This is a genomic window from Flavobacterium fragile (genome assembly GCF_023634865.1).
GTDB lineage: Bacteria > Bacteroidota > Bacteroidia > Flavobacteriales > Flavobacteriaceae > Flavobacterium > Flavobacterium fragile.
In genome coordinates this window covers 250,336-263,742 of sequence record NZ_JAMLJN010000001.1, presented here as the reverse complement: position 1 = coordinate 263,742, position 13,407 = coordinate 250,336, and the positions used below count along the sequence as shown (strand labels likewise).

The following is a 13,407-nucleotide window of genomic DNA, read 5'->3' as shown; positions in this document are numbered from 1 at the left end:
AGATACAAAGTTGTAAAGGTAAACAACAAAAAAACTTAGAAAAACAAAAAAGCACCTCGATAAAATCGAAGTGCCTTTTTTAACAGAGAACTTAACTTAACCCCAAATTTTAATTTAAATCAAAGCGTATACCTAATGAAACGTTGTTTTGATCAATATTATTGTTTTTAAACATCGGATTTAAGTCATATTTAACATATAGACTGGTTGCTCTATAACCTATGTAAGTGCTTAAACCATAGGTAAAATCGTTTACATTAAAATCAGCTTTTGTTCTTTCTCTCACTTTTCTTCCTTCAGTTTCATATCTAATAAATTGCTTAGAATTTGTGTTAACTCCAGTAAATCCACCGAAACCAAATCTAAAACCTTGATGCGATTTGAATATTTTTTTCCCGTCTTTTACTTCTGTTTTAGAAAAATCAAACTCTAAATGAACAGGCACAACGAAATAAACATTTTTAAAATATGTATGATTATCTTTTAAATCTAAAGGATAAGTCACTAAAACAGTTTCACTTCCTATATCTTCAAAAACCCTATTTTCAGTTGCATGCAACATATTATATTGAAAACCTAAACCATATTTTAAATTCAATAAGTTAGAGTTTTGCAACAATCTTGTGTTTAAGGTAATTCCCCATTCCCAAAAAACTGAACGTAAGTAACCAAAATCAGAATTAGCAATAGAACCATCAGTTACTAAATTATTAAATCCCATTGCCAATACAAATTGTGATGTAGTTCTCCTTTCTTTATTATTAACATTTTTTTTACCATTTCTATACCCTCCAGGAAATGATATTGAATGCTTACCATTAATTATTGTTTCTGAATCTAAAACTTTTCCATCTACTTTATCTTGAACCAATTGCGCCAATTTAGCTTCTTCAATAGCTACTTTAGTTTCGATATTTTTTGCCCGTTCTTCAGCAATTTTTAGTTTTAACTCTTGTCCTTTTTCAGCAGATATTTTCCCTTCTTTTACTTGCAAATCGATTGCTTCGATTTCTTTTTTTAATGCATTTTTTTCTTCAGTAGTAATTGTTTCGATATTTGAAGCAATTTCTTTAGCTTGTTGCTCAAAAGTTTTTTCTTGCGCAACGGCTTTTGTTACTAAACTAAACACAATAACAATTGTGTACAAAATAATTTTTTGCATGACTGTTTGATTTTTAATTAATGATGATTTTTGTTTATTCGTAATTTCTATTGGCTAATGCTGATTTAGCATCTTGAAATTTTCTACTTAATTTTTCTAAAGTGGTTTCTTTGTGTGTTTCATCTAATTCTTTCTCAACCGATGTTAGTAAGGAATTTGCATCTACTTTCATTTTAGGTTTTGAAATAATTTTATTCTCCGATATAATTACCTTTTCACCTGTTTGAACTTCCGCTAATAAATTTTCTGGAGAAACGTATTTGTAGGTGATGGGTGATGGGTGATGGGAGTGGGGAGTTATTTTTTCTTCCAAAACGTTTTCCTCTTTCATCTTTTTATTTATTTCAACTGATTTTATATTTCGTTTTTCTTTTTTTGAAATATTTTCTTCATTCTGAACTAAAATAGGTTTCACATTTTCAATTGAAATTCTATTTATTTTATTGGTTTCAACTGTATCAATTTCTTTGTTAATAGTGGTTACAATTGGTGTTGAATTATTAATTTCTGTCGTTTCGTTTGAATTGAAAAGGAAAAATCCCAATCCGAAAAAAAGTATCGTAGAAGCGGCTACAAAAAACCATCCGTAACCTTTCTTTGACTTTTTCTCTTCTGAAACTGCAAGCATAGCATCTAAGCGATCCCAAGCTTGAGCAGAAGGCTGAATTTCTCTAGCATTCAGCTTTTCTCTTATTTGATTATCTATTCTATTTGGTTCCATTTAATTTGTTCTTTAAGTCGGTGATTTGTTGTTGCAATAACTTTCGGGCGTGTGACAATTGCGATTTTGATGTTCCTTCACTTATTTTGAGCATTTCGGCTATTTCCTGGTGTTTATAGCCTTCAATTGCATATAAATTAAATACCATTTTATAACCATAGGGCAAATTATCAATCATGTTTTGAATGTCATCAATCGAAAAATCTTCCATTTCATAAACCGATTCGTTTTCGTTTATCGTAACATCATTAATATCTTGGTGATTGAAATTATTCTTCTTTACTCTTAAAAAATCAATACATTCATAAATCATAATACGCCGAATCCAACCTTCAAAACTCCCTTTATGTTCAAAGTTTTTTAAATTCGTAAAGACTTTCATAAATCCTGTAATCATTACATCTTCTGCATGGTGAATATCTTTGATATATTGACGACATACACTTAACATTTTAGGAGAAAATTTGGCATAAATATGCTGTTGAGCTTGTCGATTATTTTCAACAGCCAATAATATAAGCTTTTTTTCTTCTTGATGTAACTGGATAACTTTCATTTCACAATCTACTATTATCAAAGGTAAAACAAATATAATTGTTTAAATGCCCTCTAATATTATTACAGACGGAAATGAAAATAAAAAGGTTGTATGTTGATTACATTAAAGTGTAACTCTTAGTCTTTTTATGTAATCTTTTGGAGGAATTCCGGTGTAATTTTTAAAACAAGTTGAAAAATATGAAAGAGAGTTAAATCCACATTCTGAAGCTAAGAAATCTACTCTACTTTCACCTGCTTCAATCATTTTAATTGCATAGTTAATCTTAAACTCACGTATGTAAGATGATATATTCATTTTCTTATGAAGTCTAATTTTTTTATCGAGAGTAGACTTACTAACAAACATTTCAATTGCAATTCTGTCGATCGAAATATCGGATTGAATATTTTTTAATAAAATAGCATTCAACTTATCAAAAAAATCATTCTTTCTAATTTTTATAGTAACCTTAGACAAAGGATCTTGATTGGTTTTGATTAAATCATCTTTGTATTTTAAAAAGTTTTTAATTTTCAAAATTAATTCTTGAATTTTAAAAGGCTTATTTATAAAATCATTAACCCCATTTTGAAGTTGCTTTATTTTACTATCAAATGTCATATCCGCTGTAATGATAATAAAAGGAACTTGATTAAATCTTTTAAAGTTCCTTACTTTTAAGAAAAGTTCCTCTCCAGACATCACAGGCATCATTAAATCACAGACGATGATATCAGGAAGATGTTCTTCTAGATATCGGAAGGCTTCAAGTCCATTTTCACACCATATAACTTCATAATCATTAATCTGTAATAATTCTGAAATTGTTTGTCCTAAAGATTTATCATCTTCAACTAACAGTATTTGAGTTTTTTTAATTTCCATAAAAGCAAAACTAAATTATATTTTTTTAAATTATTTGCATAAATATTTAAACAATAGCTAAATACGCTACTAGATTAAATTTAACAATTAGTTTTGTAGAACAAACAGTAAAAAATGGACTTTACATACAAGACTTATCAAATTTACGAAAAATTATCAAAAAACAACAACTTTGATAGTTCTTATTTAAGATTTAATACTTTCATAAACGAATATGATGTTTTAGAATTTTGTAGTTTAAAAATTTCTAGACAAGTAAAAAAATCATACATAAATATTATGATTTGGCAAAATCTAATTATACTGAGTATTTACTTGATAAAATTTGAATGGAATGTAGTTTTTTTTCATTTCTTGCTTTACGCGTTTAGCTTTTTATTCTTAGAGCAATACAACTATCATGTAGAATTTAAGCGTCGCAATGAAATTCATAGCATAAAAATTCATTCAGAAGATGTTGACTTATTTTTAAATTTGGAAAAAGGTTTCAATTTTCATAAGTTTACTACAGATTTAGAACCAAATGAAATTATTACTAAAAGGGATTTCAGAAGCCAATAATTTTCTACTGAAAGAAAAAAATATACACGACGCACTTCAAAATTGCATTACTGCTTTAGGCCAAAATATTAATGTTGATAGATGTTATATTTTTCAAAATGAAATTGTTGAAGGTGAATTAATTTTAAACTACGAATATGAATGGTGCAATAAAAATACCGAACCATTCATAGGAAATCCTGAGCTTAGTGGTCATAATTATGACACTTTACCTGGACTTTACATTCCACTCTCTCAAAATTTACCTGTTTATGGATTAGTGAAAGATAGTTCTAATCGCCTTTTCAAAGAAGTAATGGAAATGCAAAATATTAAAGCATATCTTTTTACTCCTATATTTTCGGATGGTTTTTTTTGGGGTTGGATAGGATTTGATGATTGTGAAAACGAAAGAATTTGGACTGAAGATGTAGTTAGTACACTTCACACTGTAGCTCATAATATCGGTTTAAGACTAAGTCAAGATACCGTTACTTCAAAATTAGAAAATACTTTATTTGAACTTGATTTTTACATGAAAAGTTCAAAACAAGCCAAATGGGAATGGAATATTAAAACCAATCAAGTAATATTTTCCTACAACTGGTTTGGTATGCTTGGTTATGAGGATGATGAGCTAGAACATTCAGTGGCAACTTGGGAGTCATTGCTTCATCCTGAGGACAAATTAAGAATTAAGCAAAAGGTAAATGATTACATCAATAACAAAATTGAACAATACGAAGGGATTACCAGAATTCGTTCTAAGAGTGGCAATTATGTTTGGGTAAAATATTCAGCTTTAAAAATATTGGACAATGATGGCAATGTTGAAAAAATCATTGGAACGCACATCGACATCAACGACATTAAAGAAAAAGAGTTAGAATTAGCTAATCAAAGAAACGAATATGATCATTTGATTAACAATCTTGCTGAAATCATTTTTAAAACCGATTTAAAAGGGAATTTATTTTTCTTAAATGATCAATGGGAAAAAATCACCGAACATTCTATTGAAACTTGTCTAGGCACAAGCATATTCAATTACTTTGAAAATTTCAACATTGATGAAGTAAAAGAATTACTACTTCATCCAATAAGCAAAGAAGTTCAACTTATCAAGAAAAACAAAGAACATATTTGGGGATTAATTCAATTAAATATTGATTTTGATATTAGTAGTCAAAAGAAAATTATTATTGGAAGTATCACAGACATTAATGACACCATCAATTTTAAAAATAAACTTGAAATCTCAGAACAGAAATATAAATTTATTGCTGAAAACACTTCTGATTTGATAATGCAACATCTAATTGATGGAACTATAACCTATGTTTCTCAAAACTCTGAAAAAATTACAGGTTATAAACCAGAAGAACTAATTGATCAAAATCCTTATAATTATTATCATCCCGAAGATATTGAAATCATTTCGAAACAACATCAAAATATCTTAAATAACAAAAATGAGATTGTAACTTTTCGATTCAAAAAGAAAAATGGAAAATATATTTGGTTAGAAACGTATTCAAAAACATTATTTGATGAAAAAAATAATATTATAGGACTACAAACTTCAAGCCGCGATATTACAAAAAGAGTAAAAGATAAAGAGAATGTTGAAAAAGCACTAGAGCGAGAAAAAGAGTTAAATGAATTGAAATCCGGTTTTGTTTCCATGGTGTCACATCAATTTAGAACTCCGCTTTCGGTTATATATTCCAATCTTGAATTGTTAAATTTTAGAATTGCAAAAATTGAAGATGAGAAAAGAAGTGAAATTGATTTAATAAAAAATAGAATTCATAATGAAGTTAATAGAATGACAGAACTTATGAATAACATTCTGATTTATGGTGCTTTTGAATCAAACAATCTAAAAATTGATTTAAAAGAATTTCACTTAAATACTTTTGTTGAAAATCTTATAGACACTTATTTTTTTAATGAAATTGATGGGCGAAAAATAATTTTTGAAAGTGAAGATTATCAACCACTTATTGAATCTGACGAAAGTTTACTCACTCATATTTTAAATAATTTAATCTCAAATTCTTTTAAATATTCAATTGGTAGCTCAAATCCAATTATTAGAATTAGCTACTTAGAAAAAAGATTCAAAATTGAAGTTATAGATTTTGGAATTGGAATACCTGAAAATGAGATAAAACACATGTTTCAATCCTTTTTTAGAGGAAGTAATACATCAACTATCAAAGGTTCTGGATTAGGCTTAATTATAGCAAAGCAATTTACTGAATTACTAAACGGAACAATTTCAATGATTAGCAAAGAAAATGAAATTACAATTGTAACCCTAGAATTTCCATACAAACAAAACTTACGTTCACTAAATTAAAAAGACAACAATTATTTTTTCCTTTCAATAACGTAATTTACCATTAAAGTGAGAGAATCTTTGTATGGAGATGTTTGAAAATCTTGAAGTAAAGAAAGTGCCTCTTGTTGAAATTGCACCATTTTTTCTTCGGCATAAGTCAATCCGTTTTTGTCTTTTACAAATTGGATTACTTCTTTTACACGTTTTTTATCTTTGTTATGATTTTTTACAGAATTAATTACCCAACTCTTTTCTTTTGAGGAACAATTATTCAAAGCATAAATCAATGGTAATGTCATTTTTTGTTCTTTGATGTCGATTCCTGTAGGTTTTCCAATGGCTTCATCCGTATAATCAAATAAATCATCTTTAATTTGAAACGCCATCCCAATAAGTTCTCCAAATTTGCGCATTTTTTCAACCAAAACCGCATCATCTGGAGCAACCGAACAAGCTCCCAATGAACAGCATGCCGCTATTAGGGTAGCTGTTTTTTGTCGAATAATTTCGTAATAAACATCTTCTGTAATATCTAATCTTCGTGCTTTTTCAATTTGAAGTAATTCTCCTTCGCTCATTTCGCGAACAGCGACAGAGATAATTTTAAGCAAATCAAAATCATTATTATCTATAGAAAGTAACAATCCTTTTGAAAGCAAATAATCACCCACTAAAACTGCAATTTTATTTTTCCAAAGGGCGTTTAATGAGAAAAAACCACGACGTTTATTGCTATCATCTACCACATCATCATGAACTAAAGTAGCAGTATGAATTAACTCAATTACTGAAGCACCTCGATACGTTCTTTCATTAATGGTACCACCCGAAACCATTTTAGCGGTTAAGAAAACAAACATCGGGCGCATTTGTTTCCCTTTTCTATTAACAATATAATGAGTTATTCTATTTAATAAAGCCACTTTAGAAGACATCGAATCGCGAAACTTTTCTTCAAAAAGTTCCATTTCTGGGGCGATGGGCAGCTTTATTTGCTCAGTTATTTTCATAGTTAAGCAAAATTACAAAAAGAAACTCGTTGGCCAAAAGTTTAAAGAAAGTTTAACCCTAAAAAACATAAACAAACTAAGATTTATTTGCTAATTGACCACAAGCCGCATCAATATCTTTACCGCGACTTCTTCTTACTTTGGCTACAATATTATTTTTATCTAGAGCAGCAATATACGCGTCAATTGCATCATTTGAAGCTTGTTGAAATTTGCCATCATCAATTGGGTTGTATTCGATAAGATTTACTTTGCAAGGAACATATTTACAGAATTTAACTAAAGCATCTATCGATTTTTTATCATCGTTAATCCCTTTCCAAACTACATATTCGTAAGTAACTTTACTTTTTGTTTTTCTGTACCAATATTCCAAACTTTCACGTAAATCGGTTAAGGGAAAATTCTTTGTAAAAGGCATGATTTCGTTGCGAATTTCTTCCACTGCAGAATGTAAAGAAACTGCTAATTTGAATTTCACCTCATCATCCGCCATTTTTTTAATCATTTTTGGAATTCCAGAGGTGGAAACTGTAATTCTTTTAGGTGACATTCCTAAACCTTCATTCGAAGTAATCATCTCAATAGCTTTCATCACATTAGGATAATTCATTAAAGGTTCGCCCATACCCATAAAAACAATGTTGGATAAAGGTCGGTCGTAGTATAAGCGGCTTTCATTATCAATGGCAGCGACTTGGTCATAGATTTCTCCTGGTTCCAAGTTTCTCATGCGTTTTAAACGAGCGGTAGCACAAAAATTGCAATCTAAACTACATCCTACTTGAGATGAAACACATGCCGTAGTTCTGGTTTCTGTAGGGATTAAAACCGATTCTACCACCAAATCATCATGCAAACGAACAGCATTTTTTACGGTTCCATCTTCACTTCGTTGCATCAAATCTACTTTTATATGATTAATCACAAAGTTATCTTCTAACATAGCGCGAACCTCTTTTGATAAATTCGTCATATCTTCAAAAGAGTGCGCTTTCTTTTGCCACAACCACTCATAAACCTGATTTCCTCTGAAGGCTTTATCACCGTTTGATACAAAAAAATTACGCAATTGTTCTTTTGTTAGCGCTCTTATGTCTTTCCTATTTGTTTGCATGTTGCAAATTTAGATTAAAATGTTTAATTGTTTAAAATGTTTTACTTTTAATTGATTTTAATACATTTGTTAAAATTTTACCCCATGAGTCTCTTAAAAAAAATAAATGTTTTTCGAAGAAAAGCTACAAAAATGCTAACTTCAGGTATTGGTAAGAATAACAAAATAAACAAACCTTTTGACTCTAATACTAAGATAAAACGAATTTTAGTGAGCAGGCCCAATCACAGGCTCGGAAACCAATTATTGGTTACACCATTACTTCAAGAACTTGAAACACTATTCCCTGAAAGCAAAATTGACTTGTTTGTTAAGGGAGGAGTTTCTCATGAAATTTTTAAAAACTATTCTCAAGTTGACCAAATCATTTCGCTACCTAAAAAGCACTTTAAAGAACTTGGCTCCTATTTGAAAGCCTGGTTCAACTTAAAAAGAAAAAAATATGATTTGGCAATTAATGTTGTAAAAGGTTCCTCTTCAGGTAGAATTTCTGTAAAAGTTGCCAATGCAACCTATAAATTTTATGGCGAAGAATTTGAAAATACTTCTCCTTCAAAAGATGATTTTAACCACATTGCAAAACAACCCGTTTACAACTTGAGAGCAGAACTAGATCGAATGGGATTTAAAACAGTTCGAACTGAAGTACCTTCCTTAAACCTAAAACTTAATGAAGATGAAATAGCAAAGGGCAAATTACATCTAGAAAAAATTTACAATAATAATCTAAAAACAGTTTCACTTTTCACCTATGCTACCGGAGACAAATGTTATAGCAAAGAATGGTGGGATGTTTTTTATAAAGATTTAAAAAATAATCTACCCGAAGTTAACTTTGTTGAAATTTTACCGGTAGAAAATATTTCTCAACTTAATTTTAGCATACCTTCCTATTATAGTAAGGAGATTAGAGATATTGCAGGAGTAATAGCAAACACCTCTGTTTTTATTGGTGCCGATAGTGGTATGATGCATTTAGCCACAGCATCAGGAACTCCTACACTGGGCCTATTTTCTATTACAAATCCTGTTACATACGAACCTTATGGCAAAATGAATAGAGGTATTAATACCAATCATGTTTCTAATTTAGAAATTATTGAAATGGTAAAAACAATTTTAAATTCAAATCTATAAACCTAAGCCATGCATTTTATATCTGAAGACCTTGAAAACTACGTCACCAATCATTCTCAGGCCGAACCTGAATTATTAGCGCAATTGAACAAAGAAACGCATCAAAAAATCTTACAGCCTCGAATGCTTAGTGGACATTTTCAAGGTAGAGTTTTAAGCATGCTATCGAAAATTATTCGTCCTAAACATATTTTGGAAATTGGAACTTATACTGGTTATGCCGCTTTATGTTTAGCGGAAGGATTAGCTGAAAACGGAACTTTAGATACTATTGATATAGAAGAAGAACTAGTGGATTTTCAGCGAAAATACTTTGATGCTTCTCCTTGGAAGGATCAAATTTTCCAGCACTTAGGTGATGCAGTTGAAATTATCCCAACTTTGAATAAAAAATTCGACTTGGTTTTTATTGATGCGGATAAAGAAAATTACGTAAATTATTTTCACCTAATTGTTCCTATGATGAATAAAGGTGGAATTATCTTGTCTGACAATGTATTGTGGAGCGGAAAGGTGTTGGAAGAAGTAAAAGCAAACGACAAAAGCACTCCTGTTTTATTAGAATACAATCAACTATTGAATACTGATCCAAGAGTAGAAACGGTTTTATTGCCTATTCGTGATGGTTTGACAGTTAGTCGTGTTTTATAATAAAGTTGTATTTATTGCCTAAGAATAAATACAATTTATAACATCCAAAACCAAAAATCCCTCCCGCTATGTAGCCTGTTAAAATATCTCCTGGATAATGTAATCCTAAGTATATTCTACTGTAGGCAAAAATTAAAGGAAACAAATACAGCAAATAGGTGTGCTTGTAATACTTGCGCATGATTAATACAATAAAAGTGGTTGTAGCGAAAGAATTAGAAGCATGTCCAGAGAAGAAACTAAATGAATTTCTAGTGATTACTTTACGCATAATTCCATCAAATTCTGGATTATTGCATGGACGTAAACGATCAAATGAATCTTTGAAAAGATTGGTTATTTGATCTGTAAAAGTAATTAAGGTAGCCAAGAAAAGAATGATAATCCCTAAACCCTTCCATCCTACTTTCTTTTGAAGAAGACAAAAAACTGCGATGAAAAAAGGAGACCAATAAACTTGTTTAGTAATAATCTTCCAGAAACCATCAAATGGTTCAGAACCTAATCCGTTTAAAAAAAGGAATAATTCTTTATCGATATTAATTAATTGTTCCAAAATTACATTTGTCGTTTGATAGGTCCGCTAATATTTTCTATATCTTCTTTTACTTGTTCAATAGGATTTTGAACCTCTAAATTGATATTCTCTACAGGATTGACCATTTTAGAAATCCCTTCTTTAGCTTTTGCAATTTCTTCCGAAACACCTCCTGTTAAGGAATTCATGTCCAAGCCTGCATCTTGTGAACCTTTTTGAATTTCACTTTTAATTTCGTTTGTAGCATTTTTCAATTGCGCCATACCTTTGCCCAAAGCACGAGCAATATCTGGAATCTTATCAGATCCAAACAACATCAAAACTATTAAAAGTATGAAAAACAATTCACCTCCACCTATTCCAAACATAGTGTATTTTTGAAAATTAACTTCGCAAAGTTACAAAGTTTTAATCCTACATTATCTTAAAGTAATCAAAAAAAAGACTATCCGAAGATAGTCTTACTTTTATTTTTTCTCTAAAGTATCAAATTTAGAAATCGTTTCTGCTTTAGGCCAATAATTATTTTCTACATCAATATCAGCAGTTTCTAATTTTGGATCTAATTGAATTTTTAAAACTTTTTTCTCAGTAGCAAAAACTCTTTTAACTAAATCATTATTTTTTCTCCAAATTTGAGCTGGAAATTTTTGAATTTCACTGGTTCCATCCTCAAATTGCAACTCAACGATAATTGGCATAATTAAACCTCCTGGCTTTTCAAACTCTACTTCGTAGAAGTATTTTGGAGATTTTAACGCACTTTTTTCTTCAGCTGTGTAATTATTATCGATGTATTCTGAAAGCGCTTGTACACTTTTTGGATCAAATCCTTTTTTTAGTTCCATTTTAAATTCTGGAGTGTCTTCAGTAACTAAATATAGCATTGGTTCTCCATCGCTAATTTTTCTTCCTCTTCTATTGAACATCGCTTGTGTTTCTTTTGAAGCTTCTGTTGAAACAAAATATTGTTTTACTGATTTTACTCCGATATCGGTATAATCCGTTGAGTAGAACCAACCTCTCCAAAACCAATCTAAATCAACCGCAGAAGCATCTTCCATAGTCCTAAAGAAATCTTCAGGAGTTGGATGTTTAAATTTCCAACGATTTGCGTAGGTTTTGAAAGCATGATCAAATAATTCTCTTCCCATGATGGTTTCTCTCAAAATATTTAATCCTGTTGCCGGCTTACCATAAGCATTGGCTCCAAAATTGTAAATATTCTCAGAGTTAGACATGATAGGCTCTAAAAATTTTTGATTCCCTTTCATATAAGGAACAATGTTTTTAGCCGGACCTCTTGTGGCTGGGAAGTTAGGATCGAAAGAAGTTTCGGTTAAATATTCTAAGAATGTATTTAATCCTTCATCCATCCAAGTCCATTGTCTTTCATCTGAATTTACAATCATAGGAAAGAAATTATGTCCAACTTCGTGAATTGTAACTCCTAACATTCCATATTTAATGCGATCACTAACAAATCCTTTTTCATCTGGACGTCCATAATTCCAACAAATCATTGGATATTCCATACCTTGATCTTCTGCCGAAACAGAAACAGCCTTTGGATAAGGGTAATCGAATGTGTAATGAGAATATGTTTTTAGAGTATGAGCCACTACTCGTGTTGAATATTCGCCCCAAAGTGGATTCCCTTCTTTAGGGTATATTGAAATTGCCATAGGTTTGTTTGTTGGTAAATCAACCGCCATAGCATCTATAATAAACTTTCTTGAAGTTGAAAAAGCAAAATCTCGAACATTTTGTGCTTTAAATTTCCAAGTTTTCTTCTTATCTGAGAAACCTTTTTCAGCCGCTATTGCCTCTTCTTGAGTGACAATCACTACTGGTTTATCAAAAGTCTTTTCTGCTAATTCCCAACGCTTAACTTGTTCAGCAGTAAAAACTTCATTTCTGTTTAAAAGCACTCCTGTTGCTTCCATCACGTGATCAGCTGGAACAGTGATATTTACTTCATAATCCCCAAACACTAATGCAAACTCACCTCTTCCCCAAAATTGCATATTTTGCCAACCTTCAACATCATTATAAACAGCCATTCTTGGGAAAAATTGTGCCATTACATACAAACGGTTTCCATCAGGAAATTGCTCATAACCTGTTCTTCCGTTATTAGCTCCTTCCATGTAATTCACAATATTATACCACCATTTAATAGAAAACGAAATTTTATGTCCACTTTTCAAGGGCTTTGGTAAATCGATACGCATCATGGTTTGGTTGATGGTATATTTCATTGGATTACCTTTGGCGTCTTTTACATATTCAATATTGAATCCGCCTTCAAAAGGATTATTCATATACTTTTTTGTAAAGTTGCTAACTGTTACAGCCTTATCCATGTTTTGACTTTCAATCAAAGGCGTCTTAGAATCCGATCTTTCAATATTTTGTTCTAATTGTACCCATAAATATTCTAATGACTCAGGTGCGTTATTATAGTAGGTGATAGTTTCAGAACCATACAATTTCTTGTTATTATCATCCAATTCCAGATTCATTTTATAATCTGCTTTTTGCTGATAATACGCTGGCCCTGGAGCTCCAGAAGCAGTTCTAAACATATTCGGAGTTGCCATTTCTTCATACATCTGACGAAACTTATTCTCGTTGTAATGTCCAGGCTCACGCTTTTTTTCTTCTGGTTTTACTTCCTGAGCAAAAGCTCCAAAAGAGATTGCTAAAGTTAAAAAAGCACTAAATACGATTGACTTTTTCATAAGGTTCAATTATT

At 30.6% G+C, this 13,407-nt stretch carries 13 protein-coding genes; 4 read left to right on the top strand and 9 right to left on the bottom strand.

From position 1 onward, the window contains the following. Positions 1 to 109: 109 nt before the first annotated feature. The 4 genes from NAT47_RS01260 to NAT47_RS01245 form a co-directional block, all read right to left on the bottom strand. Positions 110 to 1,162 (bottom strand): kinetochore Spc7 family protein, encoded by a 1,053-nt coding sequence (locus NAT47_RS01260; RefSeq protein WP_250579594.1) that lies wholly within the window; start codon positions 1,160 to 1,162, stop codon positions 110 to 112. A gap of 34 nt (positions 1,163 to 1,196) precedes the next feature. Next, positions 1,197 to 1,883, bottom strand: coding sequence for a hypothetical protein (locus NAT47_RS01255; RefSeq protein WP_250579593.1), 687 nt, complete (start codon positions 1,881 to 1,883; stop codon positions 1,197 to 1,199). Beyond that, on the bottom strand, positions 1,870 to 2,439 hold the full coding sequence (locus tag NAT47_RS01250) for an RNA polymerase sigma factor (protein WP_250579592.1): 570 nt from the start codon (positions 2,437 to 2,439) through the stop codon (positions 1,870 to 1,872). The genes NAT47_RS01255 and NAT47_RS01250 overlap by 14 nt, the downstream gene beginning before the upstream one ends. 105 nt (positions 2,440 to 2,544) lie before the next feature. Continuing rightward, positions 2,545 to 3,309, bottom strand: coding sequence for a response regulator transcription factor (locus NAT47_RS01245; RefSeq protein WP_250579591.1), 765 nt, complete (start codon positions 3,307 to 3,309; stop codon positions 2,545 to 2,547). A gap of 114 nt (positions 3,310 to 3,423) precedes the next feature. On the opposite strand from NAT47_RS01245, the gene NAT47_RS01240 reads away from it, so the two are divergent. Continuing rightward, positions 3,424 to 3,870 (top strand): hypothetical protein, encoded by a 447-nt coding sequence (locus NAT47_RS01240; protein WP_250579590.1) that lies wholly within the window; start codon positions 3,424 to 3,426, stop codon positions 3,868 to 3,870. Continuing rightward, entirely contained in the window at positions 3,833 to 6,214 is a 2,382-nt protein-coding gene (locus tag NAT47_RS01235) for a PAS domain-containing protein (protein ID WP_250579589.1), read from the top strand. The genes NAT47_RS01240 and NAT47_RS01235 overlap by 38 nt, the downstream gene beginning before the upstream one ends. Before the next feature lie 11 nt (positions 6,215 to 6,225). On the opposite strand, the gene NAT47_RS01230 is transcribed toward NAT47_RS01235, so the two are convergent. Together NAT47_RS01230 and rlmN are read right to left on the bottom strand one after the other, a co-directional pair. Then, positions 6,226 to 7,206, bottom strand: a complete 981-nt coding sequence (locus NAT47_RS01230) for a polyprenyl synthetase family protein (RefSeq protein ID WP_250579588.1) — start codon at positions 7,204 to 7,206, stop codon at positions 6,226 to 6,228. 76 nt (positions 7,207 to 7,282) lie between these two features. Further along, positions 7,283 to 8,323 (bottom strand): 23S rRNA (adenine(2503)-C(2))-methyltransferase RlmN, encoded by a 1,041-nt coding sequence (rlmN, locus tag NAT47_RS01225; RefSeq protein WP_250579587.1) that lies wholly within the window; start codon positions 8,321 to 8,323, stop codon positions 7,283 to 7,285. 84 nt (positions 8,324 to 8,407) lie between these two features. On the opposite strand from rlmN, the gene NAT47_RS01220 reads away from it, so the two are divergent. Both NAT47_RS01220 and NAT47_RS01215 read left to right on the top strand, forming a co-directional pair. Then, complete coding sequence (locus tag NAT47_RS01220) at positions 8,408 to 9,460, top strand: glycosyltransferase family 9 protein (protein WP_250579586.1); 1,053 nt, start codon at positions 8,408 to 8,410, stop codon at positions 9,458 to 9,460. Between the two features lie 9 nt (positions 9,461 to 9,469). After that, the gene (locus NAT47_RS01215; protein WP_250579585.1) at positions 9,470 to 10,111 is read left to right on the top strand and encodes an O-methyltransferase; all 642 of its coding nucleotides are present in this window, start codon (positions 9,470 to 9,472) and stop codon (positions 10,109 to 10,111) included. Here NAT47_RS01215 and NAT47_RS01210 read toward each other — a convergent pair. The 3 genes from NAT47_RS01210 to NAT47_RS01200 form a co-directional block, all read right to left on the bottom strand. After that, positions 10,095 to 10,670 carry a phosphatase PAP2 family protein gene (locus NAT47_RS01210; RefSeq protein ID WP_250579957.1) on the bottom strand — a complete coding sequence of 192 codons (576 nt, stop codon included), beginning with the start codon at positions 10,668 to 10,670 and terminating at the stop codon, positions 10,095 to 10,097. The genes NAT47_RS01215 and NAT47_RS01210 overlap by 17 nt on opposite strands. Continuing rightward, a complete protein-coding gene (locus tag NAT47_RS01205; protein WP_250579584.1) occupies positions 10,670 to 11,017 on the bottom strand; it encodes a Sec-independent protein translocase subunit TatA/TatB in 348 nt (115 codons plus the stop codon). Before NAT47_RS01205 ends, NAT47_RS01210 begins: the two co-directional genes overlap by 1 nt. Before the next feature lie 99 nt (positions 11,018 to 11,116). Then, positions 11,117 to 13,393: a M1 family metallopeptidase gene (locus NAT47_RS01200; protein ID WP_250579583.1), complete on the bottom strand. Its 2,277-nt coding sequence runs from the start codon at positions 13,391 to 13,393 to the stop codon at positions 11,117 to 11,119. Between the last annotated feature and the right edge of the window lie 14 nt (positions 13,394 to 13,407).